Consider the following 25,412-nt stretch of genomic DNA (forward strand, 5'->3'; position numbering starts at 1 on the left):
CCGCCCGATGCCCGACCTCTTTCACGACCCTCTCCTGTTCACCGCGCTCGCGACGTTCGTCGGCCTTTTCGTCGGCAGCTTCCTGAACGTCGTCATCCACCGGTTGCCGCGCATGATGGAGCGCGAATGGCACGCCCAGGCTGCCGAGCTGCGCGGCGAATCGCTCCCCGAGCAGGAAACCTACAACCTGGCGGTGCCGCGCTCGCGCTGCCCGCACTGCGGCCACCTGATCACCGCATTCGAGAACATCCCGGTCGTCAGCTATCTTGCCCTGCGCGGGCGATGCCGTCACTGCAGCGCGCCCATCGGCCGCCGCTACCCGGTCGTCGAACTGCTCACCGCGGTGCTCTCGGGCTACGCCGCGTGGCACTTCGGCTTCGGCCTCACGGCCGCCGGCGCAATGCTTTTCCTGTGGGCGATGATCGCGCTCGCCTTCATCGATCTCGACACCCAGCTGCTGCCCGACAGCCTTACCCTCCCGCTGCTGTGGCTCGGCCTGCTCTTCAATCTCGACGGCACGTACAGCGAACTCCCGCAGGCCGTCGTCGGCGCGATCGCCGGTTACCTCGCGCTGTGGGCGGTGTACTGGCTGTTCAAGCTCGCCACGGGCAAGGAAGGCATGGGCTATGGTGACTTCAAGCTGCTCGCCGCGATCGGGGCGTGGCTGGGATGGCAGATGCTGCCGTTGACGATCCTGTTCTCGTCGCTCGTCGGCGCAGTCACCGGCCTCGGCCTGATCGTTTTCGCCCGGCACGGCCGGGACGTGCCGATTCCGTTCGGCCCCTATCTCGCCGCGGCCGGCGTGCTGGCGCTGTTCTGGGGCAAGCCGCTCACCGAGTTGTACCTCGGCAGTCTGTAACCAGCCCCGCAGGCTTGAAACGAACGGCGTCGCCCTCATCTACGGCGCGACAGCGGGCCGAGTCCCGCCGTCGCTCACTTCTCGCCCATGATGCGTTGCGTTAGACTTACGCGCTTGCTTTCCGGAGGTTGCCATGCCCATTTACGAATATCGTTGCGACAGTTGCGGGTTCCAGAAGGAACATCTCCAGAAGATGAGCGACGCGCCGCTCACTTCCTGCCCGAGCTGCAATCAGGGCACCTACGTCAAGCAGGTTTCGGCCGCGGGCTTCCAGCTCAAGGGTACCGGCTGGTATGCGACGGACTTCAAGGGCGGCGGCACCCCGGCACCCCGGCCAGCCGAAACCGCGAGCGCTCCTGCCGGCGGCTGCGGCGGGGCGTGTGCCTGTCACGCCGGCTGAGCGCGGCCGCGGCGCGTGAAGAAATACTTCATCACCGGATTGCTGATCTGGATCCCGCTGTCGATCACCTTCATGGTGCTGGCGTGGATCGTCGGCACGCTCGACCAGATCATCGAGTGGCTGCCGGACGGCCTGCAGCCGCGCAACGCGATCGGCTTCAACATTCCGGGCGCGGGCCTCGTCGTGGGGCTGCTGATCGTGCTTGCGACAGGCCTGGTCGCCGCGAACGTCATCGGCCAGAAGCTCGTGCGCTACTGGGAAGCGCTGCTCGCCCGCATTCCGGTGGTGAAGTCGCTGTACTACGGGGTCAAGCAGGTCTCCGACACCCTCTTTTCCAGCACCGGCCAGGCTTTTCGCAAAGCCCTGCTGGTGCAGTACCCCCGCCATGGATCGTGGACGATCGCCTTTCTCACCGGCGCGCCGGGCGGGGATGCCGCCAATCACCTGAAAGGCGACCACGTCAGCGTCTATGTGCCGACGACGCCGAATCCCACGTCCGGTTTCTTCCTGATGATGCCGAAGGAAGACGTCATCGAACTCGACATGAGCGTCGATGAAGCCCTCAAGTACATCATTTCGATGGGGGTGGTCGCGCCAGCCGTGCGCAGCGCGCGCCCCCGCCCTGCCCTGCTCAGTGAGTAACCACGCGGCCCCACCGCCCGCGCTTCGTTTCCGGAACCAAACCCATGCGAACCCATTACTGCGGCCAAGTCACCGCCGCCGACCTTGACCAGACCGTCACGCTGTGCGGCTGGGTGCATCGCCGCCGCGACCACGGCGGCGTCATCTTCATCGACCTGCGCGACCGCGAAGGCCTCGTGCAGGTGGTGTGCGATCCCGACCGCGCCGAGACGTTCCACACCGCCGAATCGATCCGCAACGAGTTCGTCATCGAGCTGACCGGCAAGGTCCGCCGCCGCCCGGCCGGCACCGAGAATGCGAACCTCGTGTCCGGTGAAATCGAAGTGCTGTGCCACACCATCGCCGTCCTCAATGCTTCGGTGACGCCGCCATTCCAGCTCGATGACGACAATCTGTCGGAAAACGTGCGCCTCGCGCACCGCGTCATCGACCTGCGCCGCCCGCAGATGCAGAAGAACCTGATGCTGCGCTACAAGGTCGCGATGGCGTTCCGCCGCTTCCTCGACGCGCAGGGCTTCATCGACGTCGAGACGCCGATGCTGACCAAGAGCACGCCGGAAGGCGCACGCGACTATCTCGTGCCGTCGCGCGTCCATCCGGGCCAGTTCTTCGCGCTGCCGCAGTCGCCGCAGCTCTTCAAGCAACTCCTGATGGTCGCCGGCTTCGACCGCTACTACCAGATCACGAAGTGCTTCCGCGACGAGGACCTGCGCGCCGACCGCCAGCCGGAATTCACGCAGGTCGATATCGAGACCTCGTTCCTCAACGAGACCGAGATCACCGCGATCATGGAAGACATGATCCGCTACGTGTTTCGCGAAGCGCTCGCGGTCGAGCTGCCGAATCCGTTCCCGCGCATGACCCACGCCGAGGCGATGCGCCGCTACGGCTCCGACAAGCCGGACCTGCGCGTCACGCTCGAGCTGACCGACGTCACCGACGCGGTGCAGGATGTCGCCTTCAAGGTGTTCAGCGGTCCGGCGACGAGCGGCGGACGCGTCGCGGCGCTGCGCGTGCCGGGCGGTGCCACGCTCACCCGCGGCGAGATCGACGAATACACCAAGTTCGTCGGCATCTACGGCGCGCGGGGCCTGGCGTACATCAAGGTCAATGACGTCACGAAGCCGAACGACGAAGGCCTGCAGTCGCCGATCGTCAAGAACCTGCACGAAGAGGCGCTGCGCACGATCCTCGAGCGTACCGGCGCCGAAAGCGGTGACCTGATCTTCTTCGGCGCGGACAAGACCAAGGTGGTCAACGACGCGCTCGGCGCGCTGCGCACGAAGCTCGGCCACGAGAAAGGCTACGTCAGCGGCGCCGCCTGGACGCCGGTGTGGGTCGTCGATTTCCCGATGTTCGAATACGACGACGAGAACAAGCGCTGGGTCGCGTGCCACCACCCGTTCACCGCGCCCAAGGACGAGCACGTCGAGCTGCTCGAATCGGCTCCCGGCGAATGCCTCGCGAAAGCGTACGACCTCGCGCTCAACGGCTGGGAGATCGGTGGCGGCTCGGTGCGTATCCATCGCGCCGACATGCAGAGCAAGGTGTTCCGCGCACTCAACATCGGCGACGAGGAAGCGCAGCTCAAGTTCGGCTTCCTGCTCGACGCGCTCAAGTACGGTGCACCGCCGCACGGCGGACTAGCGTTCGGCCTCGACCGCGTCGTGACGCTGATGACCGGCGCCGAGTCGATCCGCGACGTCATCGCGTTCCCGAAGACGCAGCGCGCCCAGTGCCTCTTGACCGATGCGCCGGGTGAAGTCGACGACAAGCAACTGCGCGAATTGCACATCCGCCTGCGGCAGAAGATCGAAACCCAGGTCGAAGTGGCGAAGGCCTGAGCGGCGCCGAATACCCGAAGCGACACGGGGCGGGTGGGACACCATCTGCCCCTTTTTTGTTTGCCGTGACGAACGGCACCGGCGAAAGGACCTAAAAATCGCGCTCCCGATGCCGTAAGCTTCGGCACGGCCCGTTTCCCGGCGCCCTCCACGATCCCGTCGCACCCTCATGGCAGACCTCGACCGCATCACCGTCCTCATCATCGAAGCCAACCAGGGCATGCGTGGCCAGTTGCGCACGATGCTCAACAACATCGGCATCGCCACGGTCAATTTCGCGCCATCCGCAGGGATGGCGATCACCCGCCTGCGTGAACGGCGCTACGACCTGGTCCTGTGCGAATACAACCTCGGTGACGGCCAGGACGGGCAGCACCTGCTCGAAGACCTGCGAACCCGGGACATCATCCCCCTCGACACGCTGTTCATCATGATCACCGGCGAGCGCAACTACGAGCGGATCATCAGCGCTGCCGAGCTCGCGCCGAACGATTACATTCTCAAGCCGCTCACCCCCGACACCCTCCATTCGCGCCTGGTGCGCGCGTTCGAAAAGCGTGAAGCCTTTCGCCCGGTGTATCGGCTGATGGAAGCGGGGGAAACGCACGACGCGATCGAGGCGTGCATCAGCGGCCGCAGCGAACACGCCCGCTACGGCATCGACTTCATGCGGCTTGAAGCTGAACTGCATGGCGGACTCGGCCACACCGACGCCGCCGAAGAGCTCTACCGGGAAATCCTCGCTGCGAAGGCCATACCCTGGGCGCGTCTCGGCCTCGCAAAAATGCTTTTCGCGAGGAAGGAATACCGCGAAGCCGAAGAAATCCTGACGTCGCTCGTCGCCGAGAACCGCCGCTATATCGACGCCTACGACTGGCTCGCCCGGACCCGCGAGGAAAGCGGCCGCATCGACCAGGCCCGCGACGTTCTTGCCAGCGCGGTCGCGCTGTCGCCGCACAGGATCGGGCGCCTGCGCCACCTGGGCAACGTCCTGCTCGCGGTCGGCGACCACCAGGGCGCCGAGCGCACGCTCGCCGAAGTGGTGCGCAAAGGCAAATATTCGGATTTTCGCGACCCGGAGGACCACGTGCGGCTGGTCCGGGCGCAACTCGGCCAGGGCCGGGTCAGCGAGGCCGAATCGACGATCCGGGATCTCGAACGCTCGATGGACGGACTGCCGGCGACGGCGCTGTGCAGTTCGCTGTCCAAAGCCCTGTACCACAACCAGACGGGCTCGCCCGCGCGCGCCCAGGCCGCGCTCCAGGCCGCGATCCGGGACGGCGCGGACGTCTCCAGCCTGTCCGTCGGGATGAAGCAGGAGCTCGCCAAAGCCTGCCTGGACAACGATCTCGAAACCGAAGGCAGCATGCTGGTGATGGACATCCTGCGCAATTCCGCCGATGAGCGGACAGTCGAGACGACGCGGGCGATGCTGCGCGCGAAGGGGCGCGAGGACATGTCCGAAGAACTCGAACAACGGGTGCATGTTGAAGTGAAAGGTCTCATCGCGGCCGGCGCGGACAAGGTCAGGAGCGGCGATTACGACGGCGCGGTGCAGGAAATGCTGAGCGCGGTGCAAAAAATGCCCGGCAATCCGCATGTGCTGTTCAATGCGGCGCTCGCGTTGCTGCGCCACATCGAGAACCGTGGCTGGAACGAGCGCCTCGCCGCCCAGGCCCGCAACCTGATCGCCCGCACGCGCAGGCTCGATCCGGCCAATCCGCGCCTCGAGGCGATCACGGGTTTCATGCAGCAACTGACGAGAAAATACGGCGTTCGCCCACCAGCCTGACGCCCTTCCCCAGCCACTCCTCCATCGATTTCCAGGCCGGAAGAGGCCACCCACGGGAGACCCGATGCGCCGACTTGCACTCCAATTCCTACTGTTCCTCGCGGCCACGCTGGTGGCGCTGCCCGCCTGCACGCGCGACGCGCCGCCCGCCGCCGGACTGCACGGCTTGCCGCCCGAGGCGATCGCGACGCTGCAGCTGATCGAGCGCGGCGGCCCGTTTCCTTATCGCCGCGACGGTGTCGTGTTCCAGAACCGCGAGCGGCTCTTGCCGCAGCGCCCGCGCGGCTACTATCGTGAATATACCGTGCCGACACCGGGTTCCCGGGATCGTGGCGCACGGCGTCTCGTCACCGGCGGGGACCCGCCCGCCGTGTTCTACTATACGGATGACCATTACCGCAGTTTCCGGAGAATCCAGCCTCAGCCATGATCGCCGAAAACGAACTCGCATCCGTCCTGCAGCAGCCCGACCGCGCCGGCGTCTACCACCTGCCGCAGCGCGGCGCCGAGGCGATCACCCGCGCCGCGCGCGAGCTTGATTTCCCGGTGTTGCAGGTCGATCTCTCCGGCTGCGCGGACAAGGGAGATTTTCTCGCCCGGGTCGCGGCCGGCCTCGAGTTTCCGGACTGGTTCGGGCAGAACTGGGACGCGCTTGCCGACTGCCTTGCCGACATGGCGTGGCTCCCGGCGGACGGCTACGTGATCATCCTCGAACATGCGGATCGTTTCCGCGTCGCGGCCGAAGCCGACTTCATCGCCGCACTGGAAACCTTCGACGAAGCTGCGCGCGAACGGGCTGCGGACGGCATCCCGATGTGGATTTTCGTCGGGCTCACGGCAAACGGCATCGTGCACCTGCGCACGCTGTGATGGCGGGACTGCCGTACAAACGGCCGATCTCGGTCCTCGTCGTCATCCACACTGCGACGCTCCAGGTGTTGCTGCTCGAACGGGTGGTTCCCCCCGGCTTCTGGCAATCGGTGACCGGCAGCCTCGAAGCGGACGAATCGCCACTGCAGGCGGCGATTCGGGAAGTGAACGAGGAAACCGGCCTCACAGTGTCTTCGGACCAGCTGCGTGACTGGCACCTCACCAACCGTTTCGAAATCCTCAAGGACTGGCGCGCGCGCTACGCGCCGGGCGTCACGCACAACACCGAACACGTGTTCAGCCTCTGCGTCCCCGCGCCGCGACCGGTCAGGCTCGCGTCCGCCGAACACCGCATGCAGCTGTGGCTGCCGCTCGCGGAAGCCGCCGGGAAAGCGTCGTCGTGGACCAACCGCGACGCGATCCTGATGCTGCCGCGCCTCACTGCGCAGCAACCGGACGCTCCCGGCTAAAGGGCTGCGGGCCGCTCGCCCGCCGCGCGCAGCAGCGTCTTCAGGCAGTTCGGACAGTAGCACCCGATCCCCGCGTCCGGAATCGCCTCCATTGACGGCAGCGCGGCGCACCAGCACGCCGGCAAGCCGGCCTCCATGCCGCAGGTAAAGGCGGCGCCGCAACGCGGACAATTGTTGGTGGCCACGTCGTTCGCGATCGTGCTCTCGATGATGTCGCTCATGTGGAAATGCTCCGGACAGGACACGAGATATTACGTTCTTCGCGCTGGCAGAAGCTTGAAAAGCCCCCTCCCACCCCTATATTGGCTACGTAAGCGGTTCAAACCCATGATGACGCACAGGAGGAAAACATGAGCAATCTCATCCGTCGCGACCCGTTCGACGATCTGCTGCGCGGGTTTTTCGTTCGTCCCGTCGACATGACCGCCGGCCTCCAGGGCGAAGCGCCGCAGATGCGTGTCGACGTCAAGGAAGACGAGAATGCGTACCAGGTGCACGCCGAGCTGCCGGGCATCAAGAAGGAGGACATTCACGTCCACATCGACGGCCCGGTCGTGTCGATCAGCGCCGAGCGCAAGCAGGAAAAGGAAGTCAAGGAAGGCGAGCGCATCCTGCGCACCGAGCGTTATTTCGGCAAGGTGTCGCGCAGCTTCCAGCTCGGCCAGGAGATCGACGAAGGCAAGTCGAGCGCGAAGTTCAATGACGGCGTGCTCGAACTGAGCCTGCCGAAGAAAGCGCCCGAACAGGCCAAGCGCCTGACGATCGACTGATCCCCGGCCCTCCCTCGCGCGTGAAGCCGCACTCCCTCGTCGAGGGGCTGCGGCTTCTGCTTTGTGGCCCGACTCTTTAGAATGGCGCGAGTCCACCGCCAGGAACCCCCGATGCCCCCGCCCCCGCCCCCACCGACGTCACCCCCGCCCGCAAGGCCGAAATCCTCGCCGAGGCGCTGCCGTACATCAAGCGCTTCTTCGACAAGACAGTCGTCATCAAGTACGGCGGCAACGCGATGACCGACCCGCACCTGAAGGACTGCTTCGCGCGCGACGTCGTGCTGCTCAAGCTCGTCGGCCTGAATCCGGTCGTCGTGCACGGCGGCGGGCCGCAGATCGAAACCCTGCTCGCGCGCGTCGGCAAGAAAGGCGAGTTCATCCAGGGCATGCGCGTCACCGACGCCGAGACGATGGAAGTCGTCGAGATGGTGCTCGGCGGCCAGGTGAACAAGGAGATCGTCAGCCTCATCAACCAGCACGGCGGCAAGGCCGTCGGCCTGACGGGCAAGGACGCGAGCTTCATCCGCGCGAAGAAGCTGCTGATGCAGAAGGAAGACGCGGCGCCCGGCGACGTCGTGGACGTCGGCCAGGTCGGCGAGATCACGAAGATCGACCCGAGCCTGATCGCCTTCCTCGACCAGGGCGACTTCATCCCGGTGATCGCCCCGATCGGTGTCGGCGAAGCGGGCGAGACCTACAACATCAACGCCGACGTCGTCGCCGGCAAGCTCGCCGAGATCCTGAAGGCGGAAAAACTCGTGCTGCTGACGAACACGCCGGGCGTGCTCGACAAGGCCGGCAACCTGCTGACCGGCTTGACACCACGCCAGATCGACGACCTGGTCGCCGACGGCACGCTGTCGGGAGGCATGCTGCCGAAGATCAGTTCGGCGCTCGACGCGGCGCGCAACGGCGTGAAATCGGTGCATATCATCGACGGCCGCGTCGAACACTGCCTGCTGCTGGAGATCCTTACCGACCATGGGGTGGGGACGATGATCAAGAGCAAGTGACGCCTTCTGGCGGACTGCGTGGCGGGAACATCCACGGCAGTCCGCCGGCAGCGCTGCACTCAACCGTGCCGGCAGGGGCACCGCTCGACGACCCGCCTGCCGATCACCTCGCCTCGGCCTCCTTCCATGCGCCTGCGCGCTGTAGTCGTCAGCTTGCTGTGGCTGGTCCTTGCTGGTACTGCGCATTCCGCGACGCTTCGTGTGGGTCCGGACGAGGCAATCACCTCCATCGCAGAGGCTGCACGTCTCGCCCGGGACGGGGACATCGTCGAAATCCAGCCGGGCGAGTATCGCGGCGCCGTTGCCTCATGGACGCAACGGCGACTGACGATCCGCGGCGTCGGCGAGCGGCCGGTACTGATCGCCGACGGCAGGAGCGCCGAGGACAAGGCGATCTGGGTGATCCGCAATGGCGACTTCGTCATCGACAACATCGAGTTTCAGGGCGCCCGCGTCCCCGACGGCAACGGCGCGGGCATCCGTTTCGAGCGGGGTAAGCTGCACGTCCGCAACTGCGCATTCGTCGACAACCAGACGGGGATCCTCACCAGCAACTTCATCGACGCCGAATTGCGCATCGACGACAGCCTGTTCACCGACGCGCCGCGCCAGGAGCACTCCCTGCCCCATCTGCTCTACGCCGGGCGGATTGCGCGACTCGAGATCTTCGGCAGCCGCTTCCATAACGGATACCGCGGCCACTTGATCAAGTCGCGTGCACGACGCACTGACCTCCGGTACAACCTGATCTATGACGGGCGCGCCGGCGAAGCCTCATACGAAATCGACCTGCCCAATGGTGGCGACGCGACGCTCGTCGGCAATGTGATCGGTCAAAGCGCGAGGACGCACAATCCCGTCGTTGTCGCCTACGGTGCCGAAGGGCATGCCTGGCCGGAAAACGCGCTTGTACTGTCGCATAACACCTTGACGAGCGCCCACACCTTCGGCGCCTGGTTCCTGCGCGTATGGAGGGATCGTATCGGCGCGGATGTCCGCGTGCGGGGCGTCAATAACCTGGTGGTTGGGCTCGGCGCCTTCACGCTCGGCGCCAGCGGCGAATTCCGAGGCAACTTCCCGGCGCTGAGCGGGATGCTGAACGATATCGAAGCTCTCGACTTTTCGCTCGCACCCGGCTCGCTGCTGCGTGGACGTGGCGAAAACGTCCCGACCAGCCCGGACGGCGACGTCGTTCCCGACGCCGAATTCCAGCTCCCGATCGGCCGGCGGCCGCTCACCGCCCCCGCGCACTGGACACCCGGAGCCTTCCAGCGCGCTGGCGATGCGCGATAGCTACAACAGGTTGAACGAGCCTACAGCCCGAGCCAGCGTCCGATGATGTTGCGCTGCATCTCGGAGGTGCCCGAATAGATGGTGCTGCCGACCGCGTCACGCAACGCGCGCTCGACCTCGTACTCGACCATATAGCCATAGCCGCCGTGCAGATGGACCGTGTCGAGGGCGGTCCGGAGCAGGGACTCGCTGACCATCAGCTTTGCCATTGCGGCATCCAGCGACGCATTGCGCAGGTTCTCGAGCCGCCACGCGGCGCGGTAGGCGAGTAGCCGCGCGGCTTCGAGCTGGACCTTCATGTCGGCGATCTTGTGCGCCACGGCCTGAAACTTTCCGATCGCCTGGCCGAACTGGTTGCGCGTGCGCGCATAGGAGATTGACGTCTCGAGGAGCCGCTCGATGGTTCCGACATGGCTCGCGACCAACAGGCAGCGCTCCCAGTCCATCGCCGTGGAGAACACAGCGGAACCGCCCCCGACCTGACCGAGCACGGCCGACGGTGAAACATACATGTCGGTGAACACCAGTTCTCCCACCGGCGACGTCCGCAGCCCGAGCTTCTCGAACTTCTGTCCCGCGGAAAAACCGGGGGTATCGCTTTCGACGAGAAACGCGGTCACTCCGCCGTGAAAACCCTTGGCCGGTTCGGTGACCGCGAACACCACCGCAACGTCGGCGACCGGACCGTTGGAGATGAACGTCTTGGTGCCGTTGATGCGCCAGCCGTCGCGGTCGCGCTCGGCATGGGTGCGCATCGAAAAGGAATCCGAACCGGAATCGGGTTCGGTGATCGCGTGGGCGCCGACCAGGGTGCCGTCGCACAGCCCCGGCAGATAACGACGCTTCTGTTCCTCGCTGCCATGCCGCCATACCGGCACCACACAGGCGAGCAGGTGGGCGCACAGCGAAAACACGAGTCCACCGTCCCTGCACCCATAGCCCAGCGCCTCCAGCACCATCGCGCATGACAAGGCATCGAGGCCGGTCCCGCCATACGCTTCGGGAACCGGCAGGCCCTGAATGCCGACGTTGGCACATTCTCGCCACAGGTCGCGGGAAAAGACCTGCTCGCGATCGCGCTCAACAACGTACGCATTGAGCGAGCCTCGGGCGAATTTGATGATGTTGTCGCGCAGGAGTTTCTGCTCTTCGGAATAGGCGAAGTCCATCAGCCCAGCTCCTTGAGTCGCTGGTAGTCCGTCTTGTCCGTCGACGTCTTCGGCAGGGCATCGAGCCACTTGAAATGGTCGGGGATCATGTACAGCGGTATCCGCTCCGCGCAGAAGCGCTTGAGTTCGATCAGGGAGGCCTTGTCCGTCCCCTTGCTGCTCAGGAATGCGCTGATCCGCACACCCGCTTCGGCATCCGGCACGGCGACGACGGCAACCTCCTTGACCAGCGGATGCTGATACAGCCCCGCCTCGATTTCACCGAGCTCGACCCGGTAGCCGCGCCGCTTGACCATGCGGTCGCGCCGGCCGCGGTAGATATGGTTTCCGTCGGCTGCTTCGACGACGATGTCGCCGGTCCGGTACCAGCGCGTTCCGTCGTCATCGACGAGGAAGCTTTCCGCGGTGCGCTCCGGCAACGACCAGTAACCCTGCATCACGCCGCTGCCGGTAATGCACAGTTCGCCCTCTTCTCCCGGCTTCACCGGCGCGTTGTGCTCGTCGACGACCTTGCCACGCAGGTGCTCGCACACCTTGCCGATGGGATAGGGCGACGTACGCTCGTCAGGCACCGGCGGAACAACTTCGTAGTAGGTGCAGACGTTGGTTTCGGTCGGGCCGTAGAGGTTGAAATAGCGGGGTTGCGGCAACTGCGAACACAGCGTCCGGAGATGCTTGACCGGGAACACCTCGCCCGCGAACAGGACGAGGCGCAGCGAAGAGCAGTCCTGGCTGCGGAGATCGCCGAACTGCGCCATCAGGCTGAGGATCGACGGCGCGGAGTACCAGATGCTGATCCTTTCCTCGGCAATCAGCCTGGCCAGATGCAGCGCGTCCTTGCCCCGTTCCTCCGGGATCAGCACGAGGGCCGCGCCATGTTTGAGGGCGACATGGATGTCGAGGATCGAGAGGTCGAAATGCAGCGGCGCGTGAGACGAGAAGCGGTCATCCGGCTGCGGTTCGAACACCGCGGAACACCAGTCGACGAAACTCACGGCGTTGTCGTGCGAGAGCATCACGCCTTTCGGCTTTCCGGTCGAGCCCGACGTGTAGAGGATGTAGGCGAGATCTTCGGGCGGCGACATCGCGTTCTTCGCCGCCGCGGCCGGCCGCTGCGCGTCCGCTTCGTCCAGCAGGCGGGCGAGCGGACCGCCACCGCCGGCTCCGTCGAGCAGCAGCAACGGCGGCAGCTCTCCGAGCTCGAAAAATTCCGTGGAAAAACGGTCCTCGAGGCGCCTCTCCATGACGACCGCCCGCACGGCGCAGTTGTGCATGATGTAGGCATTGCGAGGGGGCGGCGCGTCGGGATCGACCGGCACGTAGGCGGCACCTGCCTTGAGAATGCCGTAGATCGCAGCGATGGCGTCGATCGACTTGCGCAGGTAGAGACCCACCCGGTCGCCGGGGCGCACGCCGAGGGTGACGAGCCGGTCACGCAACCGGTCGGACAACGCGTCGAGCGCGGCATAGCTGATCGCCCCCCGCTCAGGCTCGACGACTGCGATGCGCGACGGATGGAGGGCGGCCGCGTCGCAGAGGAATTGATGCAGCGGGCGTGGATTCGACATATCGCGCTACCTCGCCTTGGAGGTGAGGAGACTGGCGATGCTGCGGATCGTGTCGAGGTGTTCCTTGTCCGCTTCGTGGGCCTCGAGCACGATGCCGTACTGCTCCTCGAAATGCAGAACCAGTTTGAGCGTGGCGATCGAATCGAGGATCCCGCCGCTGATCAGCGGCAGGTCATCGGTCAGTTCATCCGGATTCTCGCCCGGTAGAAACTCTTCGAGGATGTAATCCTTGACGATCCTGCGGAAGTCGATGCTGGTCTCCATCGCTGCCTCACTATCAAATCAATCAGCGCCCGGCTGGTTGGAAAATGACCTCGCGCTTTTCCGCCAGGCCATCGAAGAGTCGTTCCGCGATCAACTGGTGACCGCGCACGTTCGGATGATCATCCCACTCGGCGAGCCGAATTTCGTCGATGTTCCGCCCCTTGTAGACGTCCTCCTGGTTAATCACGACGAAGCCCGCCGCGTCGGCGACGGCGACCGCCTCGGCCGTCTCTTCCTGCCAGCTACCTTCCCGCACCTGGGGCAGGAAGATCCACACCGGCACGCTGCCGTGTTTGCGCGACTCCTCAGCAATGCGGCCATAGACATAGGTAAGCACCTCCCGACGATAGGGCGTTAGTCGCTTGCGAGCCTCTCCCTCGTCCATCCCGACCGTGACACCCGCTTTGCTCGCAATGTCCCGCAGACCGTCATAGGGAATGTCGATGCCCTTATTGACAGCTTCGGCAAGGTAGGCCGCCGCACGGGAAATCTCGTGCCCGGTTGCAATATAGAAGATTGCATGCGGCTGGAATTCGAAGGCCTTCTCTGCCATGACCAACTGCTGCGGCGGTTGATAACCGGGCACGCCCATGTTGAGCAGTTCGTACTTGTCGAACGCTCCACCGGCCCATTCCCGGTTCAACCGGTCCTCCACCACCGCCTCGAAAGTCTGGCCGTCACCCACACCCCAGCCCATCACCGACGACGCCCCCAGGACGACTCCCCGGAAGGTGCCGGCGGCAGGCAGGGCTTCGTAATCCCGATCGCGCATACCGAAACGGTTGATGCTGATCGTGCCGTGCTTGGTGGTCTGAACAAAGGACGGAATCAGTTCGGTCTGCGCGAATCCTCCGACAAAGTGCTTCAAGTTCGTGCTCTCGACATCCAGCCAGTTCTTCGGCTTGTTCATATAGACCTCCCACAACTGGGAGTTGAAGCGATCGACCGACAGCAAGTTCTCGTAGTAGCCCCGCTCCAGTTGCGCGGTATCGAGTCGGCTCAGTTGCCCCGAACGCAGCGAATGCACGAAGGTGCCGAAATCCTTGCCGAGCTGCAGGTGCAGCGCTTCGACGCTCACGGTGAGGAGCGCGAACAGTGATGCAACGGTGACAAGGCGGCTCCGCATCCAGGTGCGATCATCCTGAGCGGAGGCACGCACATTGCGCAGGGACTCGCGCGGGATGCTGCCGGCAATGATGACCGCCAGCACCACGGACGGATACAGCAGCATCCGGGCGGTGTACTCCCCACCCAGCGCAGCCCACAACGAGACCCACGCACCGAGCGACTCGGTCGTCCAGAATGACCACAGCACGCAAATGAACCAGAACGTGGCGTAGGTCTTGAACACCAGCACAGCGGTCGTGCGCCACGTTCGGGTCGGCGTCCCGAGGCTGCGGGCACGACCATGCCGCATCTCGTAAAGCGAATTGGCCACCACCAGCAAGCCGAGGATGCCCCAGAACAGCATGTCCTGCGCGACGAGCAGCATCGTCCCACGCAGCCAGAACCACTGGTAGGCGTGCAGGAACCACGTCATGAGAAAGACGTACAGCGTGGCAAGCACCAAGGCCTTCTCCGTACCCAGCTTGCGCAGTTTGAATACCGCCGGGTAATAGAAGACCTTCTGCATGAACTCCTTCCAGTAGATATTGATGCGCCGCCAGAAGTCCGTAAAGCTCGACGCCAGCAAGTAGCGGTTGTGCGTCTCGGGCAGACGAAAGCCGAACAGATAGAGCATTCCGACAATCAGATGGAATAGACCGGAAACACGCAGGTAGAGGAGGAAATTCGATACGAGGTACTGGATCAACTCGGCCGGATTGGCGACCTCGTGCGGCGCCAGCGTCAGGTAGTAATAGACGATGCGGTAGAGGATCAGATGCATCACGCCACGCACCATCCAGTCGATGCCGACCTGGTAGATACGATACGCATCGTCGTCGAAGTAGTTGCGCCGAAAGGTCTTGAAATCGATTACGGGGAAAAGCGGAAAGCAGGCATTCGGCAACATGAAGAAGTAGGCCAGCGACTGCGCAGGCGACGGGGGGGTCTTGTCATGGCGCAGATCATAGAAATAGCCGATCAGCCGGAACATGAACATCGCGCCGAGGATCGGCCAGATCGCGTCCGACCACGGAAACGGCAGGTGGCCGGCACGTTGCAGTGCAAGGATGCCCGCTGCGCCCAACAAGAGCGCCCCGCGCCACGCGAAGGACACCGGAAGATGACAGATACCGACCAGAGCGAGGCTGATCGTCACGAGCCATGCCGCATTCACACCGCCCATGACGACGCCGATCCCGGCCAGGCTCAGCATCACAAAAAACGGCAACCGCATGCGCAATGGCAGCCAGGCGTGGATTGCGAAACCTGCGAAGGCGAGCATGGCAAGCCGCAGAAACGCGGCGGATTCGATCTGGAACTGGCGCAGAAGCAGCAGCAGCAGTGCGAGCTGTGCGACGACAAGAAAATAATTGACCAGGCTGATCTGTCCCTTTTCTGCCGCTTCACCGGCAATCTGGCCGGGCGCCCGCGCAAGAACGGCCGTCAAGGTCATCGCAGTCTCCAATTCAAAGATTGGCTCCAGACGGCGCTGTCGGCGTGGCCCTGATACCAATGCGCGCCGCAGTGTCAGGTCAGGTCTTTTTTCCCCTTTGTCATTCTAGGAACAGCCGCTTGAATTGCTCAAGAATTTTCTGGCGCAATTTCCTTCCGTTACATCTTTAGCATAGAAGCTGCCATGAGCCGGATAGACGTCGCCCCCCGCTGCTGCGCCGAGCCCGTCTTGCGCTTGACATGCTCCATGTCGCCTGTTCGCACCCGTCACGCCGACAGCGCTCCACGCCGCTGCAGCTCGAGCACCAGATACTCGGCCGCATCGTCCGGGCCAAGGCGCGTCGTGTCGATACGGATCTCCGGGTTCTCCGGCGCTTCATACGGCGAGTCGATGCCAGTGAAGTTCTTCAGTTCGCCGCGCCTTGCCTTCTTGTAGAGGCCTTTCACGTCGCGCTGCTCGGCAACATCGAGCGGCGTGTCGATGAACACCTCAAGGAACTCGCCCTCCTTGAGCAGCGCGCGCGCCATCTGCCGCTCGGCGCGGAACGGCGAGATGAACGCGGTGATGACGATCAGCCCTGCATCGACCATCAGCCGCGCGACTTCACCGACGCGCCGGATGTTCTCGACCCGGTCCGCGTCGGTGAAGCCCAGATCCTTGTTCAGCCCGTGCCGCACGTTGTCGCCGTCGAGAAGGTAGGTGTGGCGGCCGAGCGCATGCAGCTTCTTCTCGACGAGGTTCGCGATCGTCGACTTGCCCGCGCCCGACAGGCCGGTGAACCACAGCACGCACGGCCTCTGGTGCTTCAGGCGGGCCCGCGCCGCGCGGTTGACGTCGACGTGCTGCATGTGGATGTTCTGGCTGCGGCGCAGCGCGAAGTGCAGCAGGCCGGCGCCGACCGTGTCGTTGCTGAGGCGATCGATGAGGATGAAGCCGCCGGTGTCGCGGTTTTCGGCATAGGGGTCGAACGCGACCAGGCGGTCGAGACTGAGGTTGCAGACGCCGATTGCATTCAGCTCGAGCGTCCTCGCGGCGATGTGCTCGAGCGTGTTGACGTTCACCTGGTACTTGATGTGTGTCACTGCCGCGGTGACGGTCTTCGCACCGATTTTCATCAGATATGGCCGACCGGGCAGCAACGGTTCGTCGCGCATCCACACCAGCGTGGCTTCGAACTGGTCGGCCGATCCGGCGGGCGCGGCGGCGGCCGAAATCACGTCGCCGCGGGAGATGTCGATCTCGTCCGCGAGCGTCAGCGTGATCGACTGGCCGGCGACCGCGCAGTCGAGATCGCCGTCGCGCGTGACGATGCGCGCGACCGTGCTCTCCTTGCCGGACGGCTGCACGCGGATGCGGTCACCCGGCTTGACGATGCCACCGGCGATCGTGCCGGCGAAACCGCGGAAATCGAGGCTCGGCCGGCTCACCCACTGCACCGGCAGCCGGAAAGGCTGCTTTTGCAGGCGGTTCTCGTCGATTTCGACGGTTTCGAGATAACCCATCAGCGTCGTGCCGTGGTGCCACGGCATGTGCTCGCTCGGCGCGGTGATGTTGTCGCCCCTGAAAGCCGACATCGGGACGAAGGTCACGTTCTTCAGCCCGATTTGCTCGGCAAATGCGCGGTAATTCTCGACGATACGATGGAAGACGGCCTCGGAATAATCGACGAGATCCATCTTGTTGATCGCAACGATGATGTGGCGGATGCCGAGCAGCGACACGAGGTAGCTGTGCCGGCGCGTCTGCGTCAGCACGCCGCGGCGCGCATCGACCATCAGCACGGCGGCGTCGGCGGTCGAGGCGCCGGTCACCATGTTGCGCGTGTATTGCTCGTGCCCGGGCGTGTCGGCGACGATGAACTTGCGCTTGTCGGTCGAGAAGAAACGGTAGGCGACGTCGATCGTGATGCCCTGCTCGCGCTCCGCCGCGAGCCCGTCGACGAGCAGCGCGAAATCGAGCGCCTCGCCCTGCGTGCCGTATTTCTTCGAATCGGCCTCGATCGCCGCGAGCTGATCCTCGAACAGCATTTTCGATTCAAACAGCAGGCGGCCGATCAAGGTGCTCTTGCCGTCATCGACGCTGCCGCAGGTGATGAAGCGCAGCAGGCTTTTCTTCTCATGTGCCCGCAGGTATTGCTCGATGTCGGTGGCGATGAGATCGGAGCTATGAGACATCAGAAGTACCCCTCCTGCTTCTTCTTTTCCATCGACGCGGCCGAATCGTGGTCGATGACCCGGCCCTGGCGCTCGGACGTTTTGGTCAGCAGCATTTCCTGGATGATCGCCGGCAGGGTGTCGGCGTCGGACTCGACCGCGCCCGTCAGCGGATAGCAGCCGAGCGTGCGAAAGCGCACCTTCTTCATCATCGGCACCTCGCCGGGTTTGAGCGGCATGCGCTCGTCGTCGACCATGATCAATGCACCGTCGCGCATCACCACCGGCCGCTCGGCCGCGTAGTACAGCGGCACGATCGGCACGCGCTCGAGATGGATGTACTGCCAGATGTCGAGCTCGGTCCAGTTCGACAGCGGAAACACCCGCATCGACTCGCCCTTGTGCTTCCTGGCGTTGTAGAGCTTCCACAGCTCCGGGCGCTGGTTCTTCGGGTCCCAGCGGTGCTGCACGGTGCGGAACGAGAAGATGCGCTCCTTGGCGCGGGATTTCTCCTCGTCGCGCCGTGCGCCGCCGAACGCAGCGTCGAAGCCGTATTTGTCGAGCGCCTGCTTGAGCCCCTCGGTTTTCATGATGTCGGTGTGGATCGCCGAGCCGTGCGTGAATGGGTTGATGCCCTTCTCGACGCCTTCGGGATTGACATGGACGATCAGGTCGAGCCCGAGTTGGCTGACCATGCGGTCGCGAAACGCATACATGTCGCGGAATTTCCAGCGCGTATCGACGTGCAGCAGCGGGAACGGTGGCTTTGCCGGATGGAAGGCCTTCACCGCGAGATGCAGCATCACCGCGCTGTCCTTGCCGATCGAGTAGAGCATCACCGGGTTTTCCACCTCGGCGACGACCTCCCGCATGATGTGGATGCTTTCGGCTTCGAGCCGCTGCAGATGGGTAAGTGACATCGTCGTCCTCTTGATGACGCAGGATTACATTTTGCGCGTCCGCGGCACGAACCGGCCCGATGAAAACTGCCTACAATGGCCGTGGTACCGAGTTTAGCAACTGTCCGGAGTGCCTTTGTGACCGATTCCGCCTTTGTGACCGATTCCCATTCCCGCGGCAAGCTGCTCGAAACGCTCGTTCCGCTCGCGAGACGCGCCGGCGACGTGATCATGTCCGTTTATGCGACGGACTTCGAGATCCGCGGCAAGGACGATGCATCGCCGGTCACCGAAGCCGACGAGCGGGCCGAGGCGGTGATCCTCGCCGGCCTCGCGGCGCTCGCGCCGCAAATCCCGGTGATCGCCGAGGAGGCGGTCGCGGCCGGCTGCATCCCGGAAATCGGCGAGCGCTTCTGGCTCGTCGATCCGCTCGACGGGACGAAGGAATTCATTCGGCGCAACGGCGAATTCACCGTGAACATCGCGCTGATCGAAGCCGGGCAGCCGGTACTCGGCGTCGTGCTGGCGCCGGCGCTCGGACGGCTTTACGCGGGGGCCGTCGGCGCCGGCGCCTTCGTCGAGGACGATCGCGGTCGCCGCCCGATCCGCTGCCGCCTGCCGCCGGACGAGGGACTCACCGTCGTCGCCAGCCGCTCGCACGGCGACGCCGCGGCGCTCGACGCGTTCCTTGCCGGACGCAAGGTCGCGAGCCGCGCCAGCGCCGGCTCGTCGCTGAAGCTCTGCCTCATCGCGGCCGGCGAAGCCGATCTCTATCCGCGGCTCGGGCGGACGATGGAATGGGACATCGCCGCCGGTCACGCCGTGCTCGAGGCGGCGGGCGGCCGCGTCAGCCAGATCGACGGCCGCCCGCTGCACTACGGCAAACCCGACTTCGCCAATCCGCATTTCGTCGCCTCCGGATTCGCCGACCCAACCGTCTGACCCCACTGCTGCGCCCGCCCGGCGCGGATACCGCATGACTGCCTATGTCGTCCTGCTGTCGATCGTCGTCCTGCTCGCCTTGCTGATACGCGGACGGACCTCGCCCGCCGTACTGTTCACCGCGTGGGCGGCCGGCTACTATCTGGCGGGCCTCGTCGACGAGCGCAAGTGGCTGACGAGTTATTCGAACCCGGCGCTGGTAACACTGATCGTGCTGCTGCTGGTTTCGCTCGCGCTCGAGCGATCGCCACTGCTCGACCGCTTTGCCGGCGTAGTCCTCAAGGGCCGGCCGTCGATGGCGGTCCTGCGGCTGTCAGTCGTCACCGCGCTGGTGTCGGCCTTCCTGAACAACACCGCGGTCGTCGGCGCGCTGCTGGGCGTGATCTCCCGGCAGCGCCATCTTCCCGCGTCGAAACTGCTGATTCCGCTGTCGTACGCCGCGATTCTCGGTGGCATCACGACACTGGTCGGCACTTCGACGAACCTGGTCATCAATTCGTTCGTCATCGGCGCCGGTCTGCCGCCCCTCGGGATGTTCCAGTTCACCGCCGTCGGCGTGCCTGTCGCACTCGCCTGCATCGCAGTGATGGCGCTCGGTTCGCGGCTGTTGCCGGCCCATGAGACGGCATCGAAGGAGAACCGCCAGGCGTATTTTCTCGAAGCACAAGTCACCCCCGGCTCGCCGTTGGCAGGCAAGAGCATCGAGCAGAACCGCCTGCGCAGCCTCGACGGGCTGTTCCTGCTCGAGATCGAACGCGACGGCCGGCTGATTTCGCCGGTCGGGCCGGATGAAACATTGCGCGAAGGCGACGTCCTCGTGTTCACCGGCGAGATCGGCAAAGTCCAGGCGCTGCAGCAGTTTTCCGGCCTGCACGTGTTTGGCACCCGCGCCGATACGCTGCTCGGCTCGAACCTTGTCGAGGTCGTCATCTCGAACGAGTCGATGCTGCCGAACCGCACATTGCGCGACGTCGATTTCCGCTCGCAGTTCGACGCCGGCGTCGTCGGCATCCGCCGCGGCGACAAACGCCTGACCGGCCAGCTCGGGCGCATCCCGCTGCGCGTCGGCGACTGCCTGCTGCTCGCCGTCGGCGCCGACTTCGCCCAGCACCGCAACATCGACCGCAACTTCCACCTGCTCGATGGCGGCCTGCTGCGACCAAAACTCACCAGCCATCAGAGCCGGATCGCGCTGTCGGGCTTTGCACTGGCGATCGCGCTGTCGGCATTCGACGTCTGGCCGCTGCTCAATGGCCTGCTCGCGCTGCTCGCGGCGCTGCTCGCCACCCGCATGCTGACGATCGACGAGATGCGCCGGCGGTTTCCGTTCGAACTGCTGCTGATCATCGGCTCGGCGCTGACGATCGCCACCGCGCTGGAATCCTCCGGCGCCGCGCAACTGGTTGCCAATTCGATGCGCAGCGCCTTCGACGGCTACGGGGTGACCGGCGCCTTCATCGGCGTCTATCTGATCACGCTGGCACTGACCGAGGTGATCACGAACAACGCCGCCGCAGCACTCGCCTTTCCGATCGCGATATCGACCGCACGCGCTTTCGGCGTCGACCCGATGCCCTTCGTGATGGCGGTGGCCTACGGGGCCAGCGCCGGTTTCCTGATTCCGTTCGGCTATCAGACGCACCTGATGGTGATGTCGCCCGGAAGCTACCGCATCACCGACTTCTTCAAGGCTGGCGTGCCGGTCAGCCTGACCTATTCGGCCGTCGTGCTGCTGCTGGTGCCGGTGTTCTTTCCGTTCTGATCCTCCAGGCGGGCAGACAGACGGGTCACGAACTCGACCACCGTTCCGACGGTTGCAAACGAACTGCCGTCGATCTCGTCATCCGGCACCTCGATCGCGAAACGTTCCTCGATCGTGTGAATCACCGCGAGCACCGCCATCGAATCGAGCTCCGGCACACTCCCCAGCAGGGGCGTTTCGGCATCGAACTGCAATCCGCGGCCATTGAGATTCAACACCTCATCGAGCAGCGACAAGACTTCTTCCTGGATATTCAAGGCACTTACTCCTTTGCGCGCCATTACATGCCGGCGATCCGAGCGATCGGTCGACAGCGCTAAACTGCGCATTATACTTGCCGCCTCACTGTTCCCTGTGCGATCCCTGCGGGCCGCGACGAGCACGAACCGCTGCTTTCAGGCGCGCGCCACACCCCCGATGCCGACCGGACGCCGAGCACGATGACTTCCGCCCACCTGCTTCACGAGCTGATTTTCGCCTCGGCCGGACGCGCCGGCGATGATCCCGCCTTGACCAGCGGCAAGCGCAGCGTCTCCTATGCCGACCTCGACGAACGCTGCCGGGCGTTCGCATCCGGCCTCGTCGAGCTTGGCCTCGCGCGCGCGGAACGAGTCGGCGTCTATCTGGACAAGCGCATCGAATTCGTCGTCGCGGCCTTCGGCAGCGCTGCCGCCGGAGGGGCGTTCGTCCCGCTGAATCCATTGCTGAAGCCCGACCAGGTGGGCCACATCCTGCGCGACTGCAACGTCCGCGTGCTGGTCACCAGCATCGAGCGGCTCGCGCTGCTGCAAGCGGTGCTTGCGCAGTGTCACGACCTGCGCCAGGTCGTCATCGTCGATGATCCCGCCGAACTGCCCGCGGTGAGCGGCGCCAGTGCCCATCGCTGGAGCGAGCTCGAGGACGTTGCGCGACGGGCCGGCCATCGCGTCATCGACACCGACATTGCCGCGATCCTCTACACTTCCGGCAGCACCGGCCGGCCCAAAGGCGTCGTGCTGTCGCACCGCAACCTCGTCGTTGGCGCACGCAGCGTCGCGCAGTACCTCGGCAATCAGGCCGGCGACACCCTGCTCGCTGCGCTGCCATTGTCCTTCGACGCCGGGTTTTCGCAGCTCACGACCGCGTTCCACGCCGGCGCGCGCGCGGTGCTGATCAACTACCTGCTGCCGCGCGACGTGCTGAACGCGGTCGTGCGCGAACGGGTCACCGGCCTGACCGCGGTGCCGCCGCTGTGGATCCAGCTGGCCGGACTCGACTGGCCGGAAACGACCGGCGAGCATCTGCGCTACATCGCGAACACCGGCGGCCGCCTGCCGCTCGACACGCTGAAGACCCTGCGCGCAAAGCTGCCGCGCGCCCGCCCCTTCCTGATGTACGGCCTGACCGAGGCGTTCCGCGCAACCTATCTGCCGCCCGAGGAGGCCGAGCGCCGCCCCGACTCGATCGGCAAGGCGATCCCGAATACCGAAGTGCTCGTGCTGCGCGAGGACGGCAGCGAATGCGCACCGAACGAACCCGGCGAACTGGTACAGCGCGGCGCGCTGGTCGCGCTGGGCTACTGGAACGATCCGGAAAAGACGGCCGAACGCTACCGGCCGTTGCCGGCGGGCGTCGCGGGGCGCGAAGGCGGCCTGGTGATTCCCGAAATCGCGGTGTTCTCCGGCGACACCGTGCGCCGCGACGAGGAAGGTTTCCTGTACTTCATCGGCCGGCGCGACGAGATGATCAAGACCTCCGGCTACCGCGTCAGCCCGACCGAAGTCGAGGAGATCGTTTACTCGACGGCGCTGGTCGGCGAGTGCGCCGCCTTCGGCCTGCCCCACCCGACGCTCGGCCAGACGATCGGCGTCGTCGCGACACCGGCGCACGGCACCACGCTCGACACCGCGGCGCTGCTCGCCGAGTGCCGCCGGCGCATGCCGGCCTACATGGTGCCGGCCCGCATCGAACTGCGCGACGGCGCGCTGCCGCGCAACCCGAACGGCAAGATCGACCGCAAGGGGTTGGCAGCAGAATACCCGGCCTATAATTCATAATTGATTGTGCGTTTCCACCGCCGAAAAAACAGGAAAAGGCCTTTCATGGTCAGCGAAGACATGCTGAAAGAGATTTCACGGCGCATTACCGCGCAACTGCATCCGGACAAGATCATTTTGTTCGGCTCATACGCATGGGGTAATCCGTCGGATGACAGCGACCTCGATCTGCTCGTCGTGGTGCCCGATTCCGCCGAATCGGCGCACGCCAGGGCCGCTCGCGTTCATCGCGCGCTGCGCGGGATACCGGTCCCGTGCGACGTGATGGTGCGCACGCGCGCGGAGATTTCGCGGGTCAATCCGGCACGAAGCTCCTTGCTGTATCGCGCGCTCCACGAAGGACGAGTGCTGCATGCCTGAGCCGGGGCTCATTGAGGCGCAGCTTTGGCTCAATCGCGCGCGCGACGATCTGGGAGCAGCTGCGAAGCTGTTGCGCGGAAACGACGCATACCCAGCGACGGCCTCCTATCATTGCCAACAAGCCGCGGAAAAGGCGCTCAAAGCCGTGCTTGCTACCGGCGATCAACCAATTCCGAAAACTCATGACCTGCGGGTTCTGGTAGAACGCGCCGCCGGAATTGACCCGGATCTGCTGATGCTACAGGACATCGCCGAGCAACTGACGCCGCTCGCAACCGAGTTCCGCTATCCAAGCGATGTTCCGGACCCGACCCGGGATGAGGCTCGGCGCGCACTGAACATGGCGCGCGAGTTGTTCAGGGTGATTGCGGAACATATGGGCGCACGCATGGACTCCCCGGATAACACCAATACCGCCTGAATCAGTGACGGGGAAGGCACAACGTGCCGACCGGAACAGGCAAACACATGAACAATTCCATGACTGCCCCCCAAAGAACTCCCCCTGTGCACGCCCCGATGAGCCAGTTCCCGGTCGAGAACGGCGAACTCGTCGTCGGCGGCGTGCCGCTCACGCGGCTCGCCGCGCGCGTCGGGCAAACCCCGTTCTACGCTTACGACCGCGCGCTGCTGTCCGCCCGCGTCGCCGAACTGCGGCAGGCGCTGCCGGCGGCGATCCAGCTCCACTATGCGGTGAAGGCCAATCCGATGCCGGCGCTGGTCGGACACATGGCCGGATTGGTCGACGGGCTGGACGTCGCCTCGGCGGGCGAGCTTGCGATCGCGCTCGACGCCGGCTGTGCGCCCGCCGACATCAGCTTCGCCGGCCCCGGCAAGCGCGACGCGGAGCTCGCCCAGGCGGTCGCGGCCGGCGTGCTGCTGAACGTCGAATCCTTCCGCGAGGCGCGCGCGCTTGCCGAAATCTCCACGCGACTCGGCTGGCCGGCGCGCGTTGCCGTGCGCGTCAATCCGGATTTCGAGCTGAAGAGTTCGGGCATGAAGATGGGCGGCGGACCGAAGCCGTTCGGTGTCGACGCCGAGGAGGTGCCTGCGCTGCTCGCCGAAGTCGGCCGGCTGGGACTCGCGTTCGAGGGCTTCCATCTCTTCGCCGGCTCGCAGAACCTTCGCGCCGAAGCGATCGTCGAGGCGCAGCAGAAGAGCTTCGAGCTCGCGCTGCGCCTGGCCGATTCCGCCCCGGCTCCGGTTCGCGTGCTGAATCTCGGCGGCGGCTTCGGCATTCCGTATTTCCCCGGTGAGACGCACCTCGATCTCGCCCCGATCGGCGCGAACCTCGCCGGGATCGCAACTGCCGCGGCGACCCGGCTGCCGGGCGCCGCGCTGGTCATCGAACTCGGACGCTTTCTCGTCGGCGAAGCCGGCATCTATGTCTGCCGCGTGATCGATCGCAAGGTGTCGCGCGGTCAGGTGTTCCTCGTCTGCGACGGCGGACTGCACCATCACCTGTCCGCGTCCGGCAACTTCGGCCAGGTGCTGCGCAAGAACTATCCGGCCGCGATCGGCAATCGCCTCGAAGCGCCGGGCACCACGCCCACCTCGGTCGTCGGCCCGCTGTGCACGCCGCTCGATCTGCTCGCCGATCGCATGGCGCTGCCCGACGCCGGGCCGGGTGACCTCGTCGTGATCTTCCAGTCCGGCGCCTACGGCGCGAGCGCGAGTCCGCAAGCCTTCCTGGGCCATCCCGCCGCGATCGAAGCGCTGGTTTGAGCAAGACCTCCCGCCGGCGCG

The 25,412-nt window shown here is 65.0% G+C and carries 25 protein-coding genes; 17 read left to right on the forward strand and 8 right to left on the reverse strand.

Annotated features, from left to right (window positions below; genetic code table 11):
• Positions 1-7: 7 nt before the first annotated feature.
• The 8 genes from GO606_RS20185 (at position 8) to nudB (ending at position 6,877) form a co-directional block, all read left to right on the forward strand.
• Positions 8-859 (forward strand): prepilin peptidase, encoded by an 852-nt coding sequence (locus GO606_RS20185; protein ID WP_169119485.1) that lies wholly within the window; start codon positions 8-10, stop codon positions 857-859.
• 133 nt (positions 860-992) lie between these two features.
• A complete protein-coding gene (locus tag GO606_RS20190) occupies positions 993-1,259 on the forward strand; it encodes an FmdB family zinc ribbon protein (protein ID WP_169119484.1) in 267 nt (88 codons plus the stop codon).
• A gap of 15 nt (positions 1,260-1,274) precedes the next feature.
• Complete coding sequence (locus GO606_RS20195; protein ID WP_169119483.1) at positions 1,275-1,901, forward strand: DUF502 domain-containing protein; 627 nt, start codon at positions 1,275-1,277, stop codon at positions 1,899-1,901.
• A gap of 44 nt (positions 1,902-1,945) precedes the next feature.
• Positions 1,946-3,745 (forward strand): aspartate--tRNA ligase, encoded by a 1,800-nt coding sequence (aspS, locus tag GO606_RS20200; RefSeq protein ID WP_169119482.1) that lies wholly within the window; start codon positions 1,946-1,948, stop codon positions 3,743-3,745.
• Positions 3,746-3,914: 169 nt separating this feature from the next.
• The gene (locus GO606_RS20205; RefSeq protein WP_169119481.1) at positions 3,915-5,537 is read left to right on the forward strand and encodes a response regulator; all 1,623 of its coding nucleotides are present in this window, start codon (positions 3,915-3,917) and stop codon (positions 5,535-5,537) included.
• Between the two features lie 64 nt (positions 5,538-5,601).
• Positions 5,602-5,967 carry a guanyl-specific ribonuclease gene (locus GO606_RS20210; protein ID WP_169119480.1) on the forward strand — a complete coding sequence of 122 codons (366 nt, stop codon included), beginning with the start codon at positions 5,602-5,604 and terminating at the stop codon, positions 5,965-5,967.
• Positions 5,964-6,407: a barstar family protein gene (locus GO606_RS20215; protein WP_169119479.1), complete on the forward strand. Its 444-nt coding sequence runs from the start codon at positions 5,964-5,966 to the stop codon at positions 6,405-6,407. The genes GO606_RS20210 and GO606_RS20215 overlap by 4 nt, the downstream gene beginning before the upstream one ends.
• Positions 6,407-6,877: a dihydroneopterin triphosphate diphosphatase gene (nudB, locus tag GO606_RS20220; RefSeq protein ID WP_169119478.1), complete on the forward strand. Its 471-nt coding sequence runs from the start codon at positions 6,407-6,409 to the stop codon at positions 6,875-6,877. The genes GO606_RS20215 and nudB overlap by 1 nt, the downstream gene beginning before the upstream one ends.
• On the opposite strand, the gene GO606_RS20225 is transcribed toward nudB, so the two are convergent.
• Positions 6,874-7,098 (reverse strand): cysteine-rich CWC family protein, encoded by a 225-nt coding sequence (locus GO606_RS20225; protein WP_169119477.1) that lies wholly within the window; start codon positions 7,096-7,098, stop codon positions 6,874-6,876. The genes nudB and GO606_RS20225 overlap by 4 nt on opposite strands.
• 129 nt (positions 7,099-7,227) lie before the next feature.
• On the opposite strand from GO606_RS20225, the gene GO606_RS20230 reads away from it, so the two are divergent.
• From GO606_RS20230 to GO606_RS20240, 3 genes are all read left to right on the forward strand, one after another.
• The gene (locus GO606_RS20230; RefSeq protein WP_169119476.1) at positions 7,228-7,647 is read left to right on the forward strand and encodes an Hsp20/alpha crystallin family protein; all 420 of its coding nucleotides are present in this window, start codon (positions 7,228-7,230) and stop codon (positions 7,645-7,647) included.
• Positions 7,648-7,808: 161 nt separating this feature from the next.
• Positions 7,809-8,660 carry an acetylglutamate kinase gene (gene argB / locus GO606_RS20235; protein WP_169116703.1) on the forward strand — a complete coding sequence of 284 codons (852 nt, stop codon included), beginning with the start codon at positions 7,809-7,811 and terminating at the stop codon, positions 8,658-8,660.
• Between the two features lie 126 nt (positions 8,661-8,786).
• A complete protein-coding gene (locus tag GO606_RS20240) occupies positions 8,787-9,953 on the forward strand; it encodes a right-handed parallel beta-helix repeat-containing protein (RefSeq protein ID WP_169116687.1) in 1,167 nt (388 codons plus the stop codon).
• Between the two features lie 20 nt (positions 9,954-9,973).
• Here GO606_RS20240 and GO606_RS20245 read toward each other — a convergent pair whose 3' ends face one another.
• The 6 genes from GO606_RS20245 to cysD all read right to left on the reverse strand — a co-directional run bounded on the left by GO606_RS20245 (position 9,974) and on the right by cysD (position 18,587).
• Entirely contained in the window at positions 9,974-11,122 is a 1,149-nt protein-coding gene (locus GO606_RS20245) for an acyl-CoA dehydrogenase family protein (RefSeq protein ID WP_169116686.1), read from the reverse strand.
• Positions 11,122-12,690 (reverse strand): amino acid adenylation domain-containing protein, encoded by a 1,569-nt coding sequence (locus GO606_RS20250; protein ID WP_169116685.1) that lies wholly within the window; start codon positions 12,688-12,690, stop codon positions 11,122-11,124. Before GO606_RS20250 ends, GO606_RS20245 begins: the two co-directional genes overlap by 1 nt.
• 6 nt (positions 12,691-12,696) lie before the next feature.
• Positions 12,697-12,954: an acyl carrier protein gene (locus GO606_RS20255; RefSeq protein ID WP_169116684.1), complete on the reverse strand. Its 258-nt coding sequence runs from the start codon at positions 12,952-12,954 to the stop codon at positions 12,697-12,699.
• A 22-nt stretch (positions 12,955-12,976) separates the two neighbouring features.
• Positions 12,977-15,514 carry a membrane-bound O-acyltransferase family protein gene (locus tag GO606_RS20260; RefSeq protein ID WP_169116683.1) on the reverse strand — a complete coding sequence of 846 codons (2,538 nt, stop codon included), beginning with the start codon at positions 15,512-15,514 and terminating at the stop codon, positions 12,977-12,979.
• A 266-nt stretch (positions 15,515-15,780) separates the two neighbouring features.
• Positions 15,781-17,688, reverse strand: coding sequence for a sulfate adenylyltransferase subunit CysN (cysN, locus tag GO606_RS20265; protein WP_169116682.1), 1,908 nt, complete (start codon positions 17,686-17,688; stop codon positions 15,781-15,783).
• Entirely contained in the window at positions 17,688-18,587 is a 900-nt protein-coding gene (cysD, locus tag GO606_RS20270) for a sulfate adenylyltransferase subunit CysD (RefSeq protein ID WP_169116681.1), read from the reverse strand. The genes cysN and cysD overlap by 1 nt, the downstream gene beginning before the upstream one ends.
• Positions 18,588-18,704: 117 nt before the next feature.
• On the opposite strand from cysD, the gene cysQ reads away from it, so the two are divergent.
• Both cysQ and GO606_RS20280 read left to right on the forward strand, forming a co-directional pair.
• Complete coding sequence (cysQ, locus tag GO606_RS20275; protein ID WP_246979797.1) at positions 18,705-19,508, forward strand: 3'(2'),5'-bisphosphate nucleotidase CysQ; 804 nt, start codon at positions 18,705-18,707, stop codon at positions 19,506-19,508.
• A gap of 34 nt (positions 19,509-19,542) precedes the next feature.
• Complete coding sequence (locus GO606_RS20280) at positions 19,543-21,270, forward strand: SLC13 family permease (RefSeq protein WP_169116679.1); 1,728 nt, start codon at positions 19,543-19,545, stop codon at positions 21,268-21,270.
• Here the strand turns inward: GO606_RS20280 and GO606_RS20285 are convergent.
• Positions 21,222-21,551 (reverse strand): acyl carrier protein, encoded by a 330-nt coding sequence (locus GO606_RS20285; protein WP_169116702.1) that lies wholly within the window; start codon positions 21,549-21,551, stop codon positions 21,222-21,224. The genes GO606_RS20280 and GO606_RS20285 overlap by 49 nt on opposite strands.
• Before the next feature lie 159 nt (positions 21,552-21,710).
• Here GO606_RS20285 and GO606_RS20290 point away from each other — a divergent pair, with 159 nt between their 5' ends.
• From GO606_RS20290 to GO606_RS20305, 4 genes are read left to right on the forward strand one after another with little or no spacing between them, the layout of a single operon-like run.
• Complete coding sequence (locus tag GO606_RS20290) at positions 21,711-23,306, forward strand: acyl-CoA ligase (AMP-forming), exosortase A system-associated (protein WP_169116678.1); 1,596 nt, start codon at positions 21,711-21,713, stop codon at positions 23,304-23,306.
• A 45-nt stretch (positions 23,307-23,351) separates the two neighbouring features.
• Entirely contained in the window at positions 23,352-23,666 is a 315-nt protein-coding gene (locus GO606_RS20295; RefSeq protein WP_169116677.1) for a nucleotidyltransferase domain-containing protein, read from the forward strand.
• Positions 23,659-24,087: a HEPN domain-containing protein gene (locus tag GO606_RS20300; RefSeq protein WP_169116676.1), complete on the forward strand. Its 429-nt coding sequence runs from the start codon at positions 23,659-23,661 to the stop codon at positions 24,085-24,087. Before GO606_RS20295 ends, GO606_RS20300 begins: the two co-directional genes overlap by 8 nt.
• Before the next feature lie 59 nt (positions 24,088-24,146).
• Positions 24,147-25,391 carry a pyridoxal-dependent decarboxylase, exosortase A system-associated gene (locus GO606_RS20305; protein ID WP_211166426.1) on the forward strand — a complete coding sequence of 415 codons (1,245 nt, stop codon included), beginning with the start codon at positions 24,147-24,149 and terminating at the stop codon, positions 25,389-25,391.
• Positions 25,392-25,412: the final 21 nt, after the last annotated feature.

It is taken from the genome of Aromatoleum anaerobium, assembly GCF_012910705.2.
Classification (GTDB): Bacteria; Pseudomonadota; Gammaproteobacteria; order Burkholderiales; family Rhodocyclaceae; genus Aromatoleum; species Aromatoleum anaerobium.